Source organism: Phytohabitans rumicis (genome assembly GCF_011764445.1).
Classification (GTDB): domain Bacteria; phylum Actinomycetota; class Actinomycetes; order Mycobacteriales; family Micromonosporaceae; genus Phytohabitans; species Phytohabitans rumicis.
Genome location: NZ_BLPG01000001.1, coordinates 3,484,792 through 3,506,087, shown reverse-complemented (window position 1 = coordinate 3,506,087; position 21,296 = coordinate 3,484,792). Strand labels below are relative to the sequence as shown.

The following is a 21,296-nucleotide window of genomic DNA, read 5'->3' as shown; positions in this document are numbered from 1 at the left end:
CTCTCTGGGCGGGAACCCGGCCGCAGTGTGGCGGCCCGTGAAAGATCTAAGCGAGGGAGCGTCACAGTGGCCACCATCGAGGGAATCGTCGCGCGGGAGATCCTCGACTCGCGCGGCAACCCGACCGTCGAAGTCGAGATCGGGCTGGACGACGGCACGATCGCCCGGGCCGCCGTACCGTCCGGGGCCTCCACGGGCGCTTTTGAGGCGGTCGAGCTGCGCGACGGCGACAGCGACCGGTACAACGGCAAGGGCGTGGAGAAGGCGGTCAGCAACATCGAGGACCGGATCGTCGACCAGCTCATCGGGTACGAGGCGAGCGAGCAGCGCCTGATCGACCAGAAGATGCTCGACATCGACGGCACGCCCAACAAGTCCGACCTGGGGGCGAACGCCATCCTCGGCGTGTCGCTGGCGGTGGCGAAGGCGGCGGCCGGGAGCGCGGGCCTGAGCCTGTTCCGCTACCTGGGCGGGCCGAACGCCCACCTGCTGCCGGTGCCGATGATGAACATCCTCAACGGTGGGGCGCACGCCGACTCCAACGTCGACGTGCAGGAATTCATGATCGCCCCGATCGGCGCACCCACGTTCCGCGAGGCGCTCCGCGCGGGTGCCGAGGTGTACCACGCGCTCAAGTCCGTGCTGAAGAAGAAGGGCCTCTCCACCGGCCTGGGCGACGAGGGCGGCTTCGCGCCCAGCCTGCCCACCAACGCGGCCGCGCTGGACCTGATCGCCGAGGGCGTGGAAAAGGCCGGGTACCGGCTGGGCACCGACATCGTGCTCGCGCTCGACGTGGCGGCCACGGAGTTCTACAAGGACGGCGCGTACGTCTTCGAGGGCTCCGGCAAGTCCACCGATGAGATGATCAACTACTACACGAAGCTGGTCGAGGCGTACCCGATCGTCTCGATCGAGGACCCGCTCGCCGAGGATGACTGGGCCGGCTGGACGGCGTTCACCGCCGCGCTCGGCGACAAGATCCAGATCGTCGGCGACGACCTCTTCGTCACCAACCCGGAGCGCATCGCCCGCGGCATCGCGGAGAAGGCGGCCAACTCCGTACTGGTGAAGGTGAACCAGATCGGGTCGCTGACCGAGACGTTCGACGCGGTCGAGCTGGCCCACCGCAACAGCTTCAGCTGCATGATGAGCCACCGCTCCGGCGAGACCGAGGACACCACGATCGCCGACCTGGCGGTCGCCACCGGCACCGGCCAGATCAAGACCGGCGCGCCGGCCCGGTCCGACCGGGTGGCCAAGTACAACCAGCTGCTGCGGATCGAGGAGGAGCTCGCCGACGCGGCGCGCTACGCCGGGGCCGGCGCTTTCCCGAGGTACCATCACTCCTAGTTGATCTAGGGCGCACCCTTTTGTCCGGGTGCGCCAGGGCCTATCCGATGGATCTTGTGGGTGCGAGGCGTGGTCCAGGCGCCGCCGGTCGTCGCCTGGACCCGCCGCAGCCCCACGAAGATCCATCGGATAGGACCTAGATCGCCGGGGAGGGGAGATGACGCAGAGGCAGTCGCCCGCCGGGCAGACGCCGCCGCGGCGTTCCCAGCGGCGGGGCCAGGGCACCCCCGCAGGTCCAGCGCCCGGCCCGCGGCGGCGCGGCGGGCACCCGCGCGGCGTACCACCGCACCGCAGCCGCGCCGGCTGACCGGCCGGGCGACCGTGCTGCTGGTGGTGCTGATCGCACTCGCGCTCGGTTACACCTACCCGGTCCGGGTCTACCTGACCCAGCAGTCCGACATCGCCCGCATGGAGCAGGCTCAGGCCGAGCAGCGGCGCCGGATCGGCGAGCTGACCGAGCAGGCGGCGCTGTGGCAGGACCCCGAGTACATCAAGATCCAGGCACGGAAGCGGTTCTTCATGGTCTATCCGGGCGAGGTCCCACTGGTGGTCCTCGACGACCCCGAAGGCGCGGCGCGGGACGCCGGCGCCAACCCCGACGCGGCCAAGAAACCGCCGGCCGACCCGTGGTACGACACGCTCTGGTCCAGCATCCAGGCCGCCGACAAAGCCGTGGCACAGTGAACGACGTACCCCCTCCGGTGCGGGAAGCGGCGACGGAGGGTGACCGCGCGGCGGTGGCCGCGCAGCTCGGCAGGCCGCCGCGCGGTACGAAGGCGGTGGCCCACCGGTGTCCGTGCGGGCTGCCCGACGTCGTGGAGACCACGCCGCGGCTGGCCGACGGCACCCCGTTCCCGACGCTGTACTACCTGACCTGCCCGCGGGCGACGTCGGCGTGCAGCCGGCTGGAGTCGGCCGGGCTGATGAAGGAGATGGAGGCGCGGCTCGCCGCCGACCCGGAGCTGGCCGCCGAGTATCGGGCGGCGCACGAGGATTACCTGGCCCGCCGGGAGGCGATCGGGCACGTGCCGGAGATCGCCGGTACGTCGGCCGGCGGCATGCCCGGCCGCGTCAAGTGCCTGCACGTGCACCTCGGGCACGCGCTGGCGGTGGGGCCGGGCGTCAACCCGTTCGGCGACGAGGTGATCGCCCGCGTGGCGCCGTGGTGGCGGGACGGACCATGCGTGACGTCGTAGTCCGGCGGGCCCGGACCGCCGACATCAGGGCGGTCCGGGAGCTCATCGACATGTACACCGGCGGCCGCCGGATGCTGAGCAAGGCCACCGTGACCCTGTACGAGGACGTGCAGGAGTTCTGGGTGGCCTCGCTGGGCGCGGACGGCCCCGTCGTGGGGTGCGGGGCGCTGCACGTGATGTGGGAGGACCTGGCCGAGATCCGGTCGGTGGCGGTCCACCCCGACCAGCGGGGCCTGAAGATCGGCCAGCGGATCGTGACCGGGCTGCTCGACGCGGCCCGCGAGGTGGGCGTGGCCCGGGTGTTCGTGCTGACGTTCGAGACCCGGTTCTTCGGCTCGTTCGGGTTCGTGGAGATCGACGGCGCACCCGTGCCACACGCCGTGTACGAGCAACTCCTCCGCTCGTACGACGAGGGCGTGGCCGAGTTTCTGGGCCTGGAGCGGGTGAAGCCGAACACGTTGGGTAACACCCGGATGCTGCTGCACCTGTAGCGCTCTGCCGGCGGGTTTTGTGAACGTTTCCTGTCGCCCTGGCAGCAGAAAGCGTTCACAAATCCAGGGCCGGATAGGGTTGCCGGCGTGACGACGAGGGTGGCGGCCATCGACTGCGGGACGAACTCGATCCGGCTCCTCATAGCCGACATCGTTGGCGACCGGCTCGTCGATGTCGTGCGGCGGATGGAGATCGTCCGGCTCGGGCAGGGCGTGGATCGTACCGGCCGGCTCGCGCCCGAGGCGATCGAGCGGACCCGGGTGGCGCTGGCGGACTACGCCGCCGTCGTCCGTGACCTCGGGCCAGCCGGGTGCGGATGTGCGCCACCTCGGCCACCCGGGACGCGGCGAACGCCGACGAGTTCCGGGCCATGGTGCTGGACACGCTCGGCGTACTGCCGGAGGTGGTGACCGGCGACGAGGAGGCACGGCTGTCGTTCACCGGGGCGGTGCGCGGGCTGTCGGCCCAGGCGCCGTACCTGGTGGTGGACATCGGCGGCGGCTCCACCGAGTTCGTGGTCGGCTCCTCCAGCGTGGATAGTGCGATCTCGGTGGACATCGGCTGCGTACGGATGACCGAACGGCACCTGCACACCGACCCGCCCTCGTCCGACGAGGTCGCTGCGGCGACCGCCGACATCACGGCCGCCGTCGACCGGGCGCTGGACGCGGTGGGCGGCCGGGGCGCCGCGACGCTGGTCGGCCTCGCCGGCTCGGTGGCGACGGTGGCGGCGATCGCGCTCGGCCTGACCGAGTACGACCCGGTGCGCATCCACCACAGCCGCGTGTCGTACGACGAGGTGGCGAAGATCACCGCCGACCTGCTGGAGATGACGACCGCGCAGCGGCTGGCGATCCCCGTCATGCACCCGGGCCGGGCCGACGTGATCGGGGCCGGCGCCCTCGTACTGCGAGTGATCATGGAACGGGCCGGCGCGGGGTCCGTGATCGCCAGCGAGCACGACATCCTGGACGGCATCGCCTGGAGCACGGCCAGCCCGTCCTAACACCCGCCGCGCCCTTTTCGCCACCTCGGCCGACCGCTCACCCCGCCGCCCCGCCCGCCGCCGCGCCGCGCGGCCTTGCGGCCGGCGGCGATCAAGGATTCCTGCGCCGATCAAGGGCATATGGTCGTGGTTTAGAGATCGAAGCACGGCCGTTCGCCCTTGATCGACGCGCAAGCCCTTGATCGACGCGCGGGAGCGGGCGGGTGCGGGTAGGTGCGGGCGTGGCCGCGGCGTGCGGGTCCTTGGGCGAGGGGCGCGCGGGCGGGAGGGGAGATGGTCAGCCTGTGCGGCGGAGGTCGGCTCTGGACTGCTCGCGGGGGTCGGATTCGTCGCGGGACCACCACCAGGCGTAGCTGATGGCGCCCGGTTGGGGCAGGCGCAGGACGATGCGGGCTACCAGCGGGCCTTCGTACGCGGTGAACTCGCCCGGCCCGGTCTGCGCGAACCGCACCACCCCGGGTAGCTCCAGGCATGCGACGTGCAGCTCCAGTCGGCCCGCCTCGCCGGCGACCAGGACGGTGTGCTCGACGTGCTGGAGGCCGTTTCGGTCGTTGGTCGCCTCGTAGTCGAGGGTCACGGCGCGCCCGCGTACGGCCGACGCCACCGCCATGCGGGCGACGAAGGGCCCACTCTCCGGGCCGTCGCCGCGACCGCGGTAAACCCCTGTGGCGTTCGCGAGACGCCCGAACACATCGTCGGCCTGCACGGCGACACACTAGCCCGAGCCGCCAAGAACAAAGGTGCAATGTGGACAGATCGCAACTAAGAGCGCCCACGCGAGCACGCCCTGCGACCGGGGTGGCGAGCGTTTGCGCTGCACAGCTACGGTGCGACGGCTAGCTGAAAACTGCCTGGGAGAGGAACCCCACTCGTGACGAACCAGCCACCCCCACCGCCGGCGCAGGCCCAAGGTTGGGGACCGGCAACTCCGCCGCCGCCGCCCAACCAGGGCTTCGGGCCGGCGGAGTCGGCACCCGTGCCAGCCCCGCCGCAGAAGAAGGGCGGCGCCGGCAAGAAGATCGCCGGGATCGGCGGCGGCGTCGTGGTCGCGGTGATCGTGGCCATCGTCCTCGCCGTGCTGCGCAACGTGCTCGGCGGCGACGACGCGACGGCGGAGGCCAAGCAGGGGGACTGCATCGCCGACCTGCCGTCGAACATCCAGGAGGGCCAGGAGGTCAAGGCCGACAACGCCAAGGTTGTCGACTGCGCCTCGGCCGAGGCCAAGTATTCGGTGGTCGGCCGGGTCGACGGGGTCACGGCCGAGCAGGCATCCGCTGCTGACAGCACGGTTTGCAACCCGTACCTGGAGGCCGGCGCGGAGAGCATCTACTACGCGATTCCGGCCGGCGGCAAGGGCTACGTGCTCTGCCTCAAGCCCGCCTAGCGGCGGATCAACGCCCGCCTGGCGGCGGATCAACGCCCGCCTGAAACAAAGGTCCACGCGGCGGCGTGGTGTACACCCAGCTACAACGAGGTGTACGCCACGCCGCCTTCGCCTTTCCCGACCCCTGTCCGGCATGGCACGCTACGCGCACGCAGAACGCCACTGTGCGACCAGCCAACGATGACTGACCGACAGGAGGACGGCCTATGGGCGAAATGGTTAGCTATCGCAGCAATGGGGGAACAGTGAGGGTTACCTCGCCCTCCCCGCTGTCCAAGGTGCCCCGGCCGTCATTGTCATCCAGGAGTGGTGGGGCCTGGTGCCGCACATCGTCTCGCTGACGGACCGGTTCGCCGAGGCGGGCTTCGTGGCGCTGGCACCCGACCTCTACCACGGCGAGCACACGACCGAGCCGGACGAGGCGGGCAAGCTGCTCATGGGCCTGGCCATGGATCAGGCGGCCAAGGACATCGCCGGCGCGGCCGACTACCTCGCGGCGCGTCCGGAGACCGGCGGCAAGGTCGGAAGCGTGGGGTTCTGCTCGGGCGGCAGCCTGGCGCTCTGGTCGGCGACTCTCTCCGACAAGATCGCTGCCACGGTCGGCTTCTACCCGCCGATGCCGTGGGAGCGGATGAGCCCGGACTGGTCCGGCTACGCGGGCAAGTCGGCCATCATCCACTGCTCCGAGGCGGACGGCACCTCCGCCGCGGAGGGCATTCAGATCGCCAAGCGGTCCATCGAGGATGCCAGCGGCGACTGCGTCCTGTACGACTACCCCGGCACCAAGCACGCCTTCTTCAACGACGACCGTCCCGAGGTCTTCGATCGGCAGGCGGCGGCCACGTCGTGGGCCCGCACACTCGAGCTCTTCCGCAAGAAGCTTGGCTGAGACGCGTACCAAGGATGAGGTGGCCGCCCGCGCACAGCGGGCGGCCGACCTCGCCGACCTCGACGGCGCCGTCGCCGATTGCTTCGCCTGCCCGCGCCTCGTGGCGTGGCGGGAGGAGGTCGCCGCGACCCGGCGGGCGTCCTTCCGCGACCAGGAGTACTGGGGGCGGCCGGTGCCGGGCTTCGGCGCGCCCGGCGCGCGGCTGGGCATCCTCGGCCTCGCGCCGGCCGCGCACGGCGGCAACCGCACCGGCCGGATCTTCACCGGCGACCGCTCCGGCGACGTGCTCTTCGCGGCCCTGCACCGGGCCGGCCTCGCCAACCAGCCGACCAGCGTGTGGCGCGACGACGGGCTGGCGCTCCGCGACACGCGGATCTTCGCCGCCGTCCGCTGCGCGCCGCCGGACAACAAGCCCACCCCGGGCGAGCGGGACACCTGCGCGCCCTGGCTGCACCGCGAGATCGCACTGATTAAACCCACGCTGCGCGTTGTGGTCGCGCTCGGTGCGTTCGCTTGGGCCGCGTGGTGGCCGGCCATGACATCGGTGTACGGCGTACGCCCGCCCGTGCCGCGCCCGGTGTTCGGGCATGGGGCGCGGTGGAGCGGCCCGGACGTACCGACGGTGATCGGCTGCTATCACGTCAGCCAACAGAACACCTTTACCGGACGGCTCACACCGGCGATGCTTGACGACGTGTTCGCTGACGCGAAGCACCGAGCGGGGCTGGCCTGATCCGGGGCGGTACGGTTACTGGCACGCCCAACCGACTGACATTTCGGACATAAAGCCAAACATGACATCGAGCCCGTTAAGCAGTTCGCTGCGCAGATGGTGGCCCCTGGCCGCGGTTGCCCTGCTGCTCGCCCTGGCCGCGGTCGCCGCTGCGCACTCGTCGCCGCAGATCGGGCGGGTGGACAAGGCCGATAGCGCCCCCAGCACGCCACCCGAGCTCGAGGTGCCACCGCCCGCGGCGGGGGAGACCGAGGGGGCCGCCGACCTCATCGACACCGAGCCGACCCGGGTGCCCCGCTGGCTCGTCGTCACCATCGGGGTCATCGCCGGCACGGTGCTGGTCGTACTCCTGGGCGTGATGGTGTGGACCTTGGCCCGGGAGATCACCCGGAAGGTGCGCCGCGGCCGGATGCCGGCGCGGGCCGTGCCGGATGTGGCCGCGAGCGCCGAGGAGGTCGTCGCCGCGCTGGACGCCGGCCTGATCGACCTGTCCGACGCCGACCTCGACCCGCGCCGGGCCGTGATCGCCTGCTGGCTGCGGCTGGAGCAGGCGGCGGCCGCGGCGGGTACGCCCCGGCACGTCGCCGACACGCCAACCGACCTGGTCAGCCGGCTGCTGCAAGGCCACCGCGTCAGCGCCGACGTGCTGGCCGGCTTCGCGGACGTCTACCGGGAGGCGCGGTACGCCACGCACACCGTCGACGAGCGGATGCGCGAGCACGCCCGCGCCGCCCTGGAACGGCTGCGCGCCGAGCTCACCGCCGGAGTCGGGGGCCCCGCATGACCGACGCCGATGCGAGCATCGACGACCTGCTGCGGCACGACGAAGACGCGCCGCCCCGCCAGAAGCGGCTGACCACCGGCACCGGCTGGTGGATCCGTACCCTGCTGATGGCCGGTGGAATGGCCGCGGTCGCCGTGTTCGGCCTGCGGATGGCGGGCCTGGCGCTGTCTATTCCGCTCGCGTACGCCGGCTGCCTCGCGCTGCTGATGCTGCGCCGGGTGGTCGCGCTGGTAGCCGCGCCGCCGCAGCCCCGGGCGGGGATTCCGCGCGGCGCCGGTGAGGAGAGCGGCTCCTACAACTGGCTCGCCGAGCAGGACGCGCTGCGCGTCGCGGTGACGCGTTGGGAGCGGCGGCTGAGCTGGTACGAATCCGACCGCGAGCGCTTCCAGACCTCGGTGCGGCCGTTGCTGCGGGAAATGGTCGACGAGCGCCTGCGGCAGCGGCACGGCTTTACGCTGAACAGCGACCCGAAGCGCGCGCGGGCGCTCATCGGTGATCCACTGTGGAACTTCCTGACCACCCCGGCCAAGCGCCCGCTGGCGCCGTCCGACCTGGCGGCGTCCGTCTCCCGTCTGGAGAAGCTATGAGTGATGTCGAACCGGTACCCGTCTACGAGGTCGGCCGGCTGGCCCATGCGGTGCTGGACCAGGTCGGCACGGTGGTGGTCGGCAAGCGCGGCGCCCTCGAACTGGTGCTGTCCGGCATCCTCGCCGGTGGCCACGTGCTCCTGGAAGACCTGCCCGGCCTCGGCAAGACGCTGACCGCGCGGTCGTTCGCGCAGGTGCTCGGGCTGGACTTCCGGCGGCTGCAGTTCACCCCCGACCTGCTGCCCGCGGACGTCACCGGCTCGTTCCTCTACGACCAGCGCCGGGCCGACTTCACGTTCCGGGCCGGGCCGGTCTTCACCAACCTGCTGCTCGCCGACGAGATCAACCGGACGCCGCCGAAGACCCAGGCGGCCCTGCTGGAGGCGATGCAGGAAAAGCAGGTCTCGGTGGAGGGCGTCACCTACCGGCTGGACGCGCCGTTCCACGTGCTCGCCACCGCCAACCCCATCGAGTACGAGGGGACGTACCCGCTGCCGGAGGCGCAGCTGGACCGGTTCCTGCTGCGGGTGTCGTTCGGCTACCCGACCCGGGAGGAGGAGTGGGACGTGCTGCGCCGCCGCATGTCCCGCCGCCAGGAGGAGGCCGAGCTACAGGCCGTCGTCAATCCCCCACCCTGCGCGGGATGCAGGCGGCCCTGGAGGACGTCGCGGTCGAAGACTCGATCGGCCGGTACATCGTCGACCTCACCTCGGCCACCCGCGAGCACCCGTCGGTGCTGGTCGGGGCGTCGCCCCGGGGCTCGTTGGCGCTGCTGCTGCTGTCCCGGGCCCGCGCCGCGCTCGCCGGCCGGGACTTCGTGATCCCGGAAGACGTCAAGGACGTGGCCGCCCCCGCGCTGGCGCACCGCATCACGCTGCGCCCGGAGATGTGGCTGCGCCGCGTCGACCCGTCCTTCGTGGTCGGCGAGGTGCTGGAAAAGGTGCCGGCGCCGGCCAGCGGTGCCATGCCCACGTACGCGGCCGGCTACGGCGCGCCCGGGCCCCGCGATCCGGGCGTACGGATCACCGAGTCGCTCGAGGTCGGCCGCCGCGAGAAGTCGCCGTGACCGTCCTGCGGCCCGCCGCGCCGGGGGAGGAGGCCGTCTTCGCGCCGGCCGACGACATCCCGGAGTGGGCGCCCACCCGCGCCCTCGGCCGGGCCGTACTGCTGACCGGGCTGCTGCTGATCACCGGCGTGCTGGTCGGGCGGGTCGATCTGGTCGTGCTCGCGATCCCGTTCGCGGTGGGCACCGCGGTCGCGCTGCGCCGCCGCCCCGGGAACGGCCGCGGATCGCGCTCACCGTGGACGACGCGTACCTCGCCGAGGGCGACGAGGCGGCGGCCGTGGTGACGGTGGGCAACCCGGACGTGCCGGCGTACGACCTCGTGGTGGTCCGCACCCGCATCCCGCGCTGGGTGCGCGTCGAGGAGGGCGACCGGCCGCGCCTGTTGACGCTGCCGCCGGGCGGGGTGGAGGAGATCGAGCTGCGCGGCCCGGCGAACCGCTGGGGGCGGCACCCGTTCGGGCCGGCCCTGGCCCGGGCCGCCGCCTGTGACGGGCTGATGGCCAGCCGGCCGGGCATCGCCGCGGCGCGCGACGTCAAGGTCTACCCGGTCACCGAGCCGTTCGACGCCGACGAGGCCATGCCGCGGGCCGCCGGGCTGGTCGGCGGCCACCGGTCGCGCCGGCCGGGGGAGGGCGGCGAACTGGCCGGGGTACGCATCTTCGGGCCCGGCGACCGCCTGCGCCGCATCGACTGGCGGGTCTCGCTGCGCACCGAGCGGCTGCACGTCGCGGCCACGCTGTCCGACCGCGACGCCGAGGTGGTGCTGCTGCTCGACGTGCTGGCCGAGGCGGGGCGCTCCGGCGGCGTCGGCGGGAGCGCGTCCGTCCTCGACACCACCGTGCGCGCCGCCGCCGCGATCGCCGAGCACTACCTGCACCGCGGCGACCGGGTCTCGATGCTGGAGTACGGCACGTCCGCCCGCCGCCTGCGCCCGGCGACCGGCCGCCGGCAGTACCTGACCGTGCTGGAGTGGCTCCTGGACGTCGAAGCCCAGCCGTCCCCGTACGAGCCGTACGACCAGGTCTTCGGGCCGCACCTGCTCTCCTCGAACGCGCTGGTGGTGGTGCTGACCCCGCTCGTCGACGGGCGGTCGGCCGAGATGGTGGCCCGGCTCGCCCGGTCCGGCCGGTTCGTCCTCGCGGTCGACACGCTGCCGCCGGCGGCCGCCCCGCCCCGCCGTACCGGCTGGAGTGACGTGGCTCACCGGCTGTGGCTGCTGGAGCGGGACAACACCGTCGGCCAGTTGCGCGAGCACGGCGTTCCGGTGGTGCGGTGGGCCGGGGCCGGCAGCCTCGACCTGGTCCTGCGGGACGTGGCCCGGCTGGCGTCGGCGCCCAAGGGGGTGTTGCGATGATCGAGCGGGCCGTCATGCTCGTCACCCGGGCCACGCTCGGGCCGCTGCTGATCCGCGCCGGGGTGTTCGCCGCCGCGCTGGCCGCGTACGTCGCGGCGTACCCGCCCGAGGCCATGACCGTCTACTTCCTCGGCATCCTCGTCCTGCAGGCCGGGCTGGCGGCCGTGCTACCGCGCAGCCCGTGGGTGACGGTGGCGATCCTGATCGCGGTGGGCGGCTGGGTCGTCTCCACGGTCTGGTACGACGACCCGGTAACCCTCGGCCGGATGATCGCCCTGGCGTCGTGCCTGTACCTCGTCCACAGCCTCGCGACGCTGGCCGCGCTCCTGCCGTACGACGCCAAGGTCCCGCTCGAGGTGGTGATCCGCTGGCTGTCCCGGGCGCTGGCCGTGCTGCTCGGCTCGGCGGTGCTCAGCGTGCTCCTGCTCGCCGCCGCCGACGGGGTCGGGGACCGGTCCTTCCTGGCCGCCGCGCTCGCCGGCCTGGCGGTGGCGGTCGGCGCCGCGGCCCTGCTCGCGTGGCTCCTGCGGCGTCGCTAGCGGCCCTGGTAGCGGCCTCGGTCACAGAACCCCACGTCGGCCCGGTGTAATCGCGGCCACAGGCGGATGATTGAGGCCGTGAATCCGCAACGGATCCTTGTGGTGGGGGCCGGCCACGTCGGGCTGTACGCGGCCCTGCGGCTGTCCAAGAAGCTACGGGCGCGCGAGGCCGAGGTAACGGTCGTCGACCCGCAGCCGCACATGACATACCAACCGTTCCTGCCGGAAGCGGCGGCGGGAAACATCTCTCCGCGGCACTCCGTGGTGCCGCTGCGGCGCGAGCTGAAGCACTGCAAGATCGTCGCCGGGGCGGTCACCCGGATCGAGCACGCCCGCCGGACCGCGACCGTGCAGCCGATCATCGGCCCGCCCCTGGAGATCGAGTACGACCAGATCATCGTGGCGCCGGGCTCGGTCTCGCGTACCCTGCCGATCCCCGGGCTGCGCGAGCACGGCATCGGGTTCAAGACCATCGGCGAGGCCATCTACCTGCGCAACCACGTGCTCGACCGGCTCGACGTGGGTGCCGCCACGACCGACCCGGAGACGCGCCGCCGGGCGCTGACGTTCGTCTTCGTCGGCGGCGGGTACGCCGGCATCGAGGCGCTCGCCGAGATGGAAGACATGGCCCGGGACGCGCTCAAGTACTACCCCGAGCTCAGCGTCGACGACATGCGCTGGGTGCTCGTCGAGGCGACCCAGCGCGTGCTGCCCGAGGTCGACCGCGACATGGGCGCGTACACCGTGCAGCAGCTGCTGCAGCGCGGCCTGGACATCCGGCTCGACACCCGGCTGGAGTCCTGCGTGGACGGCGTGGTGAAGCTCTCCGACGGTGACAGCTTCCCGGCCGACACGCTCGTGTGGACCGCCGGCGTGAAGCCGTCGCCGATGCTCGACGACACCGACCTGCCGCGCGACGAGCGCCGGCGGGTCACCTGCGCGGCCACGCTCCAGGTGGTCGACGGCGACCGGGTGCTCGAGGGCGCGTGGAGCGCGGGCGACTGCGCCGCGGTGCCCGACCTGACCGGCCCGCCCGGCACGTTTTGCTCGCCGAGCGCCCAGCACGCGGTCCGTCAGGCGGTCCGGATGGCCGACAACATCCGGGCGGTGATCCGCGGCCAGGAGCCGACGCCGTACAAGCACAAGCACGTCGGCAGCGTCGCCAGCCTCGGCCTGCACAAGGGCGTCGCCCAGGTGTACGGCATCAAGCTCAAGGGGCTGCCGGCCTGGTTCATGCACCGGACGTACCACGTGAGCCGGATCCCGTCCTTCAACCGCAAGGTGCGGGTGATCATCGACTGGACGCTGGCGTTCTTCCTCAAGCGCGAGGTGGTGGCGCTGGGTCAGCTGCACGACCCGCGCGTGGAGTTCACCGACGTGACCCCGCCGATCAAGTCCTGATCACATCTTCCAGGTCCAGGCGTCCGCGACCCGGGTGCCTGGGCCCAGGAGCGCCTCCAGCGTGGCCTGCAGGTCGTCGCGGTGCGGTGCGTCGTCGGTGAGCACCACGCAGGAGGCGCCCCAGAACGCGAGGTCCTCGCGGGCCATGCGGAGCTGGTCCTCGCCGATCCCGGGCCGCCCGCCGTCCTTGGCCACGTCGGCGAGGAGCTGCGAGGTGGGCCGCTTGTAGGTGCCCATCGACGCCCGGCGCTTGGCGCCGTACGGGCCGATGAAGAAGCCCTCCGGCATCCCGAACTCGACGTTCGCCGCGGCCGCCCAGCGCATCGCCCACGGCTGCGGCGGCGTGGCGATGGGCACCGGCACCATGACGCCGCCCGGCTTGACGCAGCTGCGCCAGTGCCCGCCCGAGATGAACTCCGGGAGCGCCGGGCGGTCGGTGGTCGGCAGCGGCGCCGGGAAGATCGGCAGCAGGGCGACGACCACCGCGCCGGGCATCAGCCACCGCGGCCAGGTGGATCGCCGGGCCTGGTCGATGGCGAGCACCAGCAGCACCGCCACCAGGGGCAGCAGCGCCAGGGCGAATCGCATCGGCAGGGCGCCGTCCACGACCGGCACTCCCACGAGTACGGCGTACGGGCCGGGAATGTCGGTCCGCTTCCCGTTGATCACGATGTCTGGGCCCAGCGAGAGCCAGGCCATCAGGATCCCGGTGAGCGTGACGGCCACGACGAGCGGCCGGCGGATCATGCGGATCGCGCAGGCGAGGGCGACCAGGATGAGCGGCCAGCCGAGGAACGTGTTGTACTCCGCCGAGCCGGTCGACAGGCGGGCGGAGTCGTTGGAGCCGGCGATCGACAGCGGCGAGATCGCCGACCAACTCGCCAGGTCGGCGGAGAAGTAGTGCGGGCTGAAGACCCCGTTCGGCACGCTGAGCGGCCCGGCGAACTGGAACCAGAGCGGGTACGCCAGGAGCACCCCGGCCGCGCCGACGGCGACCCCCATGCCGGCCAGGAACCACGGCAGCACCCGCCGGGCGAAGTCGCGCCGCGCCACCGCGTACGTGAGGGTCAGCACGGCGAGGGTCACCGCGGTGAGGAAGAGGACCTCCTCGCCGATGAACACCTGCACCGTCACCACGAAGGCCAGCCACAGCCCGGACGTGACCACCCGACGGCGGTCGACGCCCTCCGGGCGGGCGCTCGGGTCGGCCGCGCGCGCCAGCCGTACGACCAGATAGACCAGCACCGGGACCAGGAACTGGGCGGTCATGTGCAGGTGGCTGTTGTTTTGCGAGACGATCCCCGGGCCGAAGCCGCACAGGCCGGCGCCGAGGCCCGCCGCGAGCCGGCTGGCACCGAGGGTGCGGGTGAAGAGGAAGTACCACGCGATAGCGGTGCCGGCCAGGTTGCCGCCGGCGATCAGGGCGAACGTGACCGGCACGCCGAAGATCAAGGTCACCGGCGTGAAGAGCGCGCCGAGCGCGATGACGGTGGTGTTGGCGAGGAGGTTGACCCCGCTCGGCGCGTTGAGGCGCTCGGTGAGCAGGCTCCAGTCGCCGAAGTAGAACTTCGTGTCGGTGGCCAGGAACCACTCGTACAGGGTCTGGTCTTCGGGGTTGAGCGCCAGCACGCGCCCGCCCGGATCGGGCCAGAGCCCATGTGTGACCCACCCGGCCAGCGCCACGAAGACCAGGCAGATCGCCAGGTCGGGGGCGTACGGCCGGACCTGAGCAGCCAATCTGGTCCGGATTGAACCGGCTGGCTGGGCGGTTTTCGTGGCCGGAGTGGTGCTGTGGGCGGCCTGGCCGGTGTCCGGTTGCGCGGCTCGGGCTGTGCTGGTCACGGCCTTGACCCTAGTGCCGACCGGCCGTCCGGGTGCGCCCCGGTGGGCGTGGACCGGTTACCGTGGCATTCTGCGCGCCGTCGCGCGCCTGCCCGGGTGGTGGAACGGCAGACACGGCCGCCTTAAAAGCGGCTGCCGCGAGGCATGCGGGTTCGAGTCCCGCCCCGGGCACTCTGGTTTAGGAGCCTTTGCCGTTTACCCTAGATAGGGCACGGTCAACGTGCACAAACCTGTCAGGGAGGCTTGACGTGAAGACCTCAAACCCGGTGCTTAGCCGGCTCGGCCAGGCGGCGGAGCGGGAGCGAGCCGCCGGGTACGCCCCGGTCGGGTACGGGCAGCCCGGCTACGGTACGCCGTACCCCACGACCGACTACCCGGCCGCGCCGCCCACCGTACGGCCGATGACCGTCGACGACGTCGTGGTCAAGACCGTGGCCTTGCTCGGCATCCTCGGCGTGTCCGCGACGGCCGCCTGGGTGCTGATTCCAGACTCGCTGGCCGGGGCCGCTTGGATCGGCGGCGCGATGATCGGGCTGGTGCTCGGTCTGATCATTTCGTTCTCTCGGATGGCTCACCCGGCGCTGGTCGTCGCGTACGCCGTCTTCGAGGGCGTCTTCGTCGGCATGGTGAGCAAGGCGTACGAGTCGTTCTACGACGGCATCGTGCTGCAGGCGGTCACCGCCACGTTCGGCGTCTTCTTCCTCATGGCCATCCTCTACAAGATCCGCGCGATCCGGGCCACGCCCCGGTTCGTACGCGGTGTCATCGCGGCGATGGTCGGCCTGTTCGCCGTCATGATGATCAACCTCGTGCTCTCGCTCTTCGACATCAACACCGGCCTGCGCGACGGCAGCCCGCTGGCCATCGGTTTCAGCCTCGTCTGCATCGTGGTGGCCTCGCTGAGCTTCATCCTCAGCTTCCACGAGGTGGAAGAGGGCGTCCGGATGGGCCTTCCGCAGCGCTACTCCTGGGTCGCCTCCTTCGGCATCCTGGTGAGCCTGGTCTGGCTCTACCTGGAGATCCTTCGCCTGATCAGCTACTTCCAGGGAGATGACTGACGATCGTCCACGCCGGACGCCCGCTCCCCGCTCGGGGCGGGCGTCCGGCTGTTTCGGGCCGGGAAGCCCACTTACCCTAAAAGGTGCAAAACACTCATAGAGCATCGGGGGTCACGTGAGCGCGCAAGAGCTGAGCCGGGCGGTCGACCTGCTCGTACGCCAGACCGGCCACTGGGCCGCGCCCCGGTGGGCGGCTCAGGCGGGCGGCGAGTCGTCCCGCGGCGACCTGCTGTACGCCCTGGTCCAGCGCCTGGCGGATCGCGCCGCCGACGCCGAGGGCCAACCCCGCCGCCCGGTACCCCGCCTCCCCACGGACACCGCCCTGATAGACCAGTTCCGGGTGGTAACGGCCGACCTCCTGGCCGCCACCCCACCCCCCACCGTCCTAGCCCAGGCAGCCACGGACATATCCACCGTCCGCCACTCCCTAACCTGACCCGCGCGGCGCCCCGGGCCCTCGCGCCGTCGATCAAGGACTTTGCCGTCGATCAAGGGCAAACGGTCGTGCTTTGATCTCCAATCCACGGCCGTTTGCCCTTGATCGACGCGAAAGTCCTTGATCGACGAACGCCGGGCCTCGGCCCGGCCCCGGCCCGTCCGGGCCGAGGGGCAGGGCCTGGGATCAGCTCAGGCGCTCCAGCACCATGGCCATGCCCTGACCGCCGCCCACGCACATGGTCTCCAGGCCGACCGTCTTGTCGTGCCAGTCCAGGGCGTTGAGGAGGGTGCCGGTGATGCGGGCGCCGGTCATGCCGAACGGGTGCCCGACCGCGATCGCGCCGCCCATGACGTTCAGCTTGTCGAGGGGGATGTCCAGGTCGCGGTACGACGGGATCACCTGCGCCGCGAACGCCTCGTTGATCTCGACCAGGTCGACGTCGTCGATGGTCATGCCGGCCCGCTTGAGCGCCTGCCGGGACGCCTCGACCGGGCCGAGTCCCATGATCTCGGGGGACAGGCCGGTGACCCCGGTGGAGACGATCCTGGCCAGCGGCGTGACGCCGAGCTCGCGGGCCCGGGTCTCGCTCATCACCACCACGGCGGCCGCGCCGTCGTTGAGCGGGCAGCAGTTGCCGGCGGTGATCCGGCCGTCCGGGCGGAAGACCGGCTGAAGGCCCGCGACGCCGTCCATGGTCACCCCGGCCCGCGGCCCGTCGTCGGCGCTGACCACGTCGCCGGACGGCACCGTCACCGGGGTGATCTCGCGCGCCCAGAAGCCGTCGGCGATGGCCTTCTCGGCGAGGTTCTGGCTGCGTACGCCGAACTCGTCCATGTCTTCGCGGGTGACCCCGTAGAGCTGAGCGAGGTTCTCCGCAGTCTGGCCCATCGCGAGGTAGACGTCGGGCAGCTCGGCGGCCTCGCGCGGGTCGTGCCACACCTCCGCGCCACCCTGGGCGCGGGCGGCCGAGCGGGCGCGTGCCTCGGCGAAGCGCGGGTTGTCCCAGCCACCGCCGACGGCCGCCTGGGCCTCCGGCGGGAGGCCGTCGGAGTTGCCCCGGGCGTACCGGGAGACGCACTCGACGCCGGCCGAGATGAACACGTCGCCCTCGCCGGCGGCGATCGCGTGGAACGCCATCCGGGTGGTCTGCAGCGACGACGCGCAGTACCGGGTGAGCGTGGCGCCGGGGAGCCGGTCGTGGCCGAGGAGGGTGGCGACCACGCGGGCCATGTTGAAGCCCTGCTCGCCACCGGGCAGGCCGCAGCCGAGGTACAGGTCGTCGATCTCGGCGGGGTCGAGCTGGGGCACCTTGTCGAGGGCGGCCTGGACGATGGTGGCGGCCAGGTCGTCGGGGCGTACGTCGCGGAGCGATCCCTTGCCGGCCCGCCCGATCGGGGATCGTGCGGTGGCGACGATGACGGCGTTCGGCATGACAGTCACCTTACTCGTCGGTAACTTCACCGGGTAGTGGGGACCGCCGCCCGGATCACCGCCGGCAGCAGCGCGTGCGCCCACACCCGGTAGCCGTCGGCCGACGGATGGAAGCCGTCGTAGCAGAGCGTGCCCGCGTCGGCCCGGAACACCGCGCCGGTCTCGGTGGCCAGGTCGACCACCGTGCCGCCGGCGGCCTCCACGGCCTTGGTCTGCGCCCGGCCCACGCGGCGGCCGAGCCAGCCGGCGATCTGGCGCAGCGGCGGGGCGATCGCGCGGGCCGCTCCGAGGTCGGGACACGTGCCCACGACGACCTCGACGCCGGCGTCGCGCAGCCGCCGGACCGCCGCGCCGAGGTATGCGGCCGCCTCGGTGGGGCGGCGCAGGCTGGTCACGTCGTTGGCGCCGATCAGGATCACCGCGACGTCCGGCCGACCGCCGAGCAGCGCACGCGCCACCTGGGTGGCCAGGTCGGTCGACCGGGAGCCCGAGACGCCCACGCTGGACAGGTGGACATGGCGTGGCGCCGCGCCCGTCGTGCCGTCGGCGAGCATCTGGGCGAGCTGGCCGCCGATCGTGTCGGTGAGCTGGTCGACGCCCACGCCCAGCGCGGACGAATCGCCCATCATGACCAGCCGCAGCGGCGGCGCGCTGTCGGGACCCATCGAGGTGCGCAGCGCCAGACCCATCTCCGGCTTCGCGTAGCGCCGGTTGCGGGCCACGACGGCCTCGCCGGCCAGCAGCGCGGCGCCGCCGACCGTACCGGCGATCAACGTGATCACCGTCGCGCGGCCCAGCTGTCGCGCCGTGGGCATGCCGTCACCTCAGCCTTCGGTCCGGGAAGCGGTTTCTTCCAAGGGTACGGCCGCATCGACCACCTGCTCGGCCTCGTCTGGGTGAGGATGCCCGAACCAGGCGGTGCGCCGCCGCAGCTGGGCCCACCGGCCGGCGGGGCCGCGCTCCCGGCCGGCCACCTCGGCACCGCTGACCTCGGTGCCGGCGCGCCGGGCGGCCTCGTGCGCCGCGTGCGGGAGCGACCGCACGCCCTCGCCCACGGCCAGCACCTCCCGCCGCTCGTCGACGGAGCCCAGCGCGGCCAGCACGGTCGGCAGCAGGGCGGCGGCCGCCACCGCGTACCCCTCGGCGGACGGGTGGAAGCGGTCCCACGAGAACATCCGGGTCGGCTCGGCGGTGAACCGGGGCCCAAGCAGGTCGCCCAGGGAAACCGTCCAACCCCGGGCCTCGACCACGGCGACCGTCTGGGCGGCGGCGAGCTGCCGGCTCCAGTACCGGGTCAGCCACCGCAGCGGCGGCTTGATCGGCCGGATGGTGCCCAGGTCCGGACACGTGCCGACGACCACCTCCGCACCGGCGGCGCGCAGATCGCGTACCGCGTTGACGAGATGGCGCACGGCGGTGCTGGTGGAGGTGCGGTGGGTGACGTCGTTGCCGCCGACCAGGATGACCGCGATGTCGGGCTTGACCTCGAGCGCGGCCTCGACCTGCGGGACCAGCCCGGAGGACTCGGCGCCGACCACCGCGAAGCGGTGCAGGCGGACCGGCCGGCGCAGCCGGCGCGACACGCCGTTGGCGAGCAGCGCGCCGGGCGTCTCGCGCGGTCGGAACGTGCCGTAGCCCGCGGCGGACGAGTCGCCGAGCACCACCATCGTGATCGGCTTGCCGGGCAGCCGCGCGCCGTAGACGCCGTCGCCGCGGGGCGGCGGACTGTCGGCCTGCGGAATGATCCGACGCGCCTGCTTGGCCTGGGCCACGATCACGCCGGCCGCCGTCGCGAGCAACCCGGCTCCGACCGCCACCCCCTGCGCGGCCCGCTTGGCGACCCGCCACTTCTGACTCATCAGCGTCCCCCGACTGCTGCCCCCTGCGGCTTACGAGGTTAGCGCGACAGTACGACACGGTTGGGGTTTGCCGGCTGCGGGCACTATGGGAGACATGGGCAGAACGTTGAACCGGACGGCCGCTTTCACGGCACTGGGGCGTGCGCTGACCGGCGGAGTGCGGGGTGGGCCGCCGCTGGGCAGGCGCCTCGTCGCGCTGCCCCGGATGCTCTGGGCGACCATGACGGGCAAGTACGACGGCGGCGTCCGGCTGGCGCTCATGGCGGCCGCCACGGCGTACGTGGTGTCGCCGATCGACGCCTGGCCGGAGGCGATCTTCCTGGCGGTGGGCCTGGTCGACGACCTTGTGGTGGTCACCTGGCTGGCCGGCGCGGTGCTCGCCGAGACGGAGCGCTTCCTCGAATGGGAAGCCACGCAACGGAGCGTAATCCCCGGCCACGTAATCTGATCGTGTGCGCTACTACGACAACGTCGTCGAACTGATCGGCAACACCCCGCTGGTCAGGCTGCGAAACGTTACCGCCGGGATCCCGGCGATGGTTCTTGCGAAGGTCGAATACCTCAACCCGGGTGGGTCCGTGAAGGACCGCATCGCGGTGCGGATGGTCGACGAGGCGGAAAAGTCCGGCCTCCTCCAACCCGGCGGCACGATCGTGGAGCCGACCAGCGGCAACACGGGCGTCGGCCTGGCCCTGGTCGCCCAGTTGCGCGGCTACCGCTGCGTGTTCGTCTGCCCTGACAAGGTCAGCCAGGACAAGCAGGACGTGCTCCGGGCGTACGGCGCGGAGGTGGTGGTCTGCCCAACCGCGGTCGCGCCGGAGGACCCGCGCTCCTACTACAACGTCTCCGACCGGCTGGCCCGCGAGATCCCCGGCGCGTGGAAGCCCAACCAGTACGCCAACGCCGCCAACCCGCGCTCGCACTACGAGACCACCGGCCCGGAGCTGTGGGAGCAGACCGAGGGGCGGATCACCCACTTCGTCGCCGGGGTGGGCACCGGCGGCACCATCACGGGCGTCGGCCGCTACCTCAAGGAGGTCTCCGGCGGGGCTGTCCGCGTCATCGGCGCCGACCCCGAGGGCTCGGTCTACTCCGGCGGCACCGGCCGGCCGTACCTGGTCGAGGGGGTCGGCGAGGACTTCTGGCCGGAGACGTACGACCGGTCGATCTGCGATGCGATCGTCAAGGTGTCGGACAAGGCGTCGTTCGACCTGACCCGGCGGCTGGCCCGCGAGGAAGGGCTCCTGGTCGGCGGCTCCTGCGGGATGGCGGCCGTCGCGGCCCTGGAGGTCGCCCGCGACGCCGGCCCGGACGCCGTGGTCGTCGTGCTGCTGCCCGACGGGGGCCGCGGCTACCTTTCCAAGATCTTCAACGACGACTGGATGGCCCGGTACGGCTTCCTGGAGACCGGCGGCGCCGAGCCGACCGTCGCCGCCGCGCTGACCAGCAAGCCCGGCGGGATGCCGTCGCTGGTCCATGTGCATCCGACCGAGACGGTCCGCGACGCGATCGACTACATGCGCGAGTACGCCGTGTCGCAGTTGCCGGTGCTCAAGGCGGAGCCGCCCGTGGTGACCGGCGAGGTCGCCGGCTCGATCGCCGAGAAGGACCTGCTGGACGCGCTCTTCACCGGCCAAGCCCACCTGCACGACACGATCGAGCGGCACATGGGCCCGGCCCTGCCGATGATCGGCGGCGGTCAGCCGGTGAGCGAGGCCGTGCGGCTGCTGGAGAAGTCGGACGCGGCCCTGGTGCTGGTCGACGGCAAGCCGCAAGGTGTCCTGACCCGCCAAGACCTCCTAGCCCACTTGGGCCAAGCCCACTGATCTTGCAAGGAAGGGCCCCTTGTTATGCAAAAAGCGATAACAAGGGGCCCTTCCTTGCAG

19 protein-coding genes, 1 tRNA gene and 4 pseudogenes are annotated in these 21,296 nt (G+C 72.1%); 19 read left to right on the top strand and 5 right to left on the bottom strand.

The window, feature by feature from the left end:
• The first annotated feature begins 66 nt into the window (after window positions 1–66).
• The 5 genes and pseudogenes from eno (at window position 67) to Prum_RS15335 (ending at window position 4,044) form a co-directional block, all read left to right on the top strand.
• A complete protein-coding gene (gene eno / locus Prum_RS15355) occupies window positions 67–1,350 on the top strand; it encodes a phosphopyruvate hydratase (protein WP_173077194.1) in 1,284 nt (427 codons plus the stop codon).
• A 120-nt stretch (window positions 1,351–1,470) separates the two neighbouring features.
• Complete coding sequence (locus Prum_RS15350) at window positions 1,471–2,034, top strand: FtsB family cell division protein (RefSeq protein WP_371871369.1); 564 nt, start codon at window positions 1,471–1,473, stop codon at window positions 2,032–2,034.
• The gene (locus Prum_RS15345) at window positions 2,031–2,546 is read left to right on the top strand and encodes a DUF501 domain-containing protein (protein WP_173077193.1); all 516 of its coding nucleotides are present in this window, start codon (window positions 2,031–2,033) and stop codon (window positions 2,544–2,546) included. The genes Prum_RS15350 and Prum_RS15345 overlap by 4 nt, the downstream gene beginning before the upstream one ends.
• The gene (locus Prum_RS15340; protein ID WP_173077192.1) at window positions 2,531–3,037 is read left to right on the top strand and encodes an amino-acid N-acetyltransferase; all 507 of its coding nucleotides are present in this window, start codon (window positions 2,531–2,533) and stop codon (window positions 3,035–3,037) included. The genes Prum_RS15345 and Prum_RS15340 overlap by 16 nt, the downstream gene beginning before the upstream one ends.
• 99 nt (window positions 3,038–3,136) lie before the next feature.
• Window positions 3,137–4,044 (top strand): annotated as a pseudogene (locus Prum_RS15335) (Ppx/GppA phosphatase family protein).
• 277 nt (window positions 4,045–4,321) lie between these two features.
• On the opposite strand, the gene Prum_RS15330 reads toward Prum_RS15335, so the two are convergent.
• Window positions 4,322–4,750 carry a hypothetical protein gene (locus Prum_RS15330; RefSeq protein ID WP_173077191.1) on the bottom strand — a complete coding sequence of 143 codons (429 nt, stop codon included), beginning with the start codon at window positions 4,748–4,750 and terminating at the stop codon, window positions 4,322–4,324.
• 165 nt (window positions 4,751–4,915) lie between these two features.
• Between Prum_RS15330 and Prum_RS15325 the strand changes: the two genes are divergently transcribed.
• The 9 genes and pseudogenes from Prum_RS15325 to Prum_RS15285 all read left to right on the top strand — a co-directional run bounded on the left by Prum_RS15325 (window position 4,916) and on the right by Prum_RS15285 (window position 12,781).
• The gene (locus Prum_RS15325; RefSeq protein ID WP_246277904.1) at window positions 4,916–5,428 is read left to right on the top strand and encodes an LppU/SCO3897 family protein; all 513 of its coding nucleotides are present in this window, start codon (window positions 4,916–4,918) and stop codon (window positions 5,426–5,428) included.
• Window positions 5,429–5,634: 206 nt separating this feature from the next.
• Window positions 5,635–6,317 (top strand): annotated as a pseudogene (locus Prum_RS15320) (dienelactone hydrolase family protein).
• Window positions 6,318–6,336: 19 nt separating this feature from the next.
• Entirely contained in the window at window positions 6,337–7,050 is a 714-nt protein-coding gene (locus Prum_RS15315) for a uracil-DNA glycosylase (protein WP_173077190.1), read from the top strand.
• Window positions 7,051–7,111: 61 nt separating this feature from the next.
• Window positions 7,112–7,834, top strand: a complete 723-nt coding sequence (locus Prum_RS15310) for a DUF4129 domain-containing protein (protein ID WP_173077189.1) — start codon at window positions 7,112–7,114, stop codon at window positions 7,832–7,834.
• Window positions 7,831–8,421 carry a hypothetical protein gene (locus Prum_RS15305; protein WP_173077188.1) on the top strand — a complete coding sequence of 197 codons (591 nt, stop codon included), beginning with the start codon at window positions 7,831–7,833 and terminating at the stop codon, window positions 8,419–8,421. The genes Prum_RS15310 and Prum_RS15305 overlap by 4 nt, the downstream gene beginning before the upstream one ends.
• A pseudogene (locus Prum_RS15300) lies at window positions 8,418–9,406 on the top strand (AAA family ATPase); the annotation flags it as partial. The gene Prum_RS15305 and the pseudogene Prum_RS15300, both read left to right, overlap by 4 nt.
• Window positions 9,407–9,492: 86 nt before the next feature.
• Window positions 9,493–10,841: pseudogene (locus tag Prum_RS15295) on the top strand (DUF58 domain-containing protein).
• The gene (locus Prum_RS15290) at window positions 10,838–11,380 is read left to right on the top strand and encodes a hypothetical protein (protein WP_173077187.1); all 543 of its coding nucleotides are present in this window, start codon (window positions 10,838–10,840) and stop codon (window positions 11,378–11,380) included. Before Prum_RS15295 ends, Prum_RS15290 begins: the two are co-directional and overlap by 4 nt.
• Window positions 11,381–11,458: 78 nt before the next feature.
• The gene (locus Prum_RS15285) at window positions 11,459–12,781 is read left to right on the top strand and encodes an NAD(P)/FAD-dependent oxidoreductase (protein ID WP_173077186.1); all 1,323 of its coding nucleotides are present in this window, start codon (window positions 11,459–11,461) and stop codon (window positions 12,779–12,781) included.
• On the opposite strand, the gene Prum_RS15280 is transcribed toward Prum_RS15285, so the two are convergent.
• Window positions 12,782–14,623 carry a hypothetical protein gene (locus Prum_RS15280; RefSeq protein WP_173077185.1) on the bottom strand — a complete coding sequence of 614 codons (1,842 nt, stop codon included), beginning with the start codon at window positions 14,621–14,623 and terminating at the stop codon, window positions 12,782–12,784.
• Window positions 14,624–14,713: 90 nt separating this feature from the next.
• Between Prum_RS15280 and Prum_RS15275 the strand changes: the two genes are divergently transcribed.
• From Prum_RS15275 to Prum_RS15265, 3 genes are all read left to right on the top strand, one after another.
• Window positions 14,714–14,794: transfer RNA gene (locus Prum_RS15275), tRNA-Leu, on the top strand.
• Between the two features lie 77 nt (window positions 14,795–14,871).
• Window positions 14,872–15,681, top strand: coding sequence for a Bax inhibitor-1/YccA family protein (locus tag Prum_RS15270; RefSeq protein ID WP_173077184.1), 810 nt, complete (start codon window positions 14,872–14,874; stop codon window positions 15,679–15,681).
• Window positions 15,682–15,796: 115 nt separating this feature from the next.
• Window positions 15,797–16,117, top strand: a complete 321-nt coding sequence (locus Prum_RS15265) for a hypothetical protein (protein WP_173077183.1) — start codon at window positions 15,797–15,799, stop codon at window positions 16,115–16,117.
• 186 nt (window positions 16,118–16,303) lie between these two features.
• Here the strand turns inward: Prum_RS15265 and Prum_RS15260 are convergent, their stop codons facing one another.
• The 3 genes from Prum_RS15260 to Prum_RS15250 are packed head-to-tail and all read right to left on the bottom strand — an operon-like array spanning window position 16,304 to window position 19,410.
• Window positions 16,304–17,551: an acetyl-CoA C-acetyltransferase gene (locus tag Prum_RS15260; RefSeq protein ID WP_173077182.1), complete on the bottom strand. Its 1,248-nt coding sequence runs from the start codon at window positions 17,549–17,551 to the stop codon at window positions 16,304–16,306.
• Between the two features lie 26 nt (window positions 17,552–17,577).
• Window positions 17,578–18,366 carry an SGNH/GDSL hydrolase family protein gene (locus tag Prum_RS15255; RefSeq protein WP_173077181.1) on the bottom strand — a complete coding sequence of 263 codons (789 nt, stop codon included), beginning with the start codon at window positions 18,364–18,366 and terminating at the stop codon, window positions 17,578–17,580.
• Window positions 18,367–18,375: 9 nt separating this feature from the next.
• The gene (locus tag Prum_RS15250) at window positions 18,376–19,410 is read right to left on the bottom strand and encodes an SGNH/GDSL hydrolase family protein (RefSeq protein WP_173077180.1); all 1,035 of its coding nucleotides are present in this window, start codon (window positions 19,408–19,410) and stop codon (window positions 18,376–18,378) included.
• A 94-nt stretch (window positions 19,411–19,504) separates the two neighbouring features.
• Between Prum_RS15250 and Prum_RS15245 the strand changes: the two genes are divergently transcribed.
• Window positions 19,505–19,858, top strand: coding sequence for a DUF1232 domain-containing protein (locus Prum_RS15245; RefSeq protein ID WP_173077179.1), 354 nt, complete (start codon window positions 19,505–19,507; stop codon window positions 19,856–19,858).
• A gap of 4 nt (window positions 19,859–19,862) precedes the next feature.
• The gene (locus Prum_RS15240) at window positions 19,863–21,236 is read left to right on the top strand and encodes a cystathionine beta-synthase (protein ID WP_173077178.1); all 1,374 of its coding nucleotides are present in this window, start codon (window positions 19,863–19,865) and stop codon (window positions 21,234–21,236) included.
• Window positions 21,237–21,296: the final 60 nt, after the last annotated feature.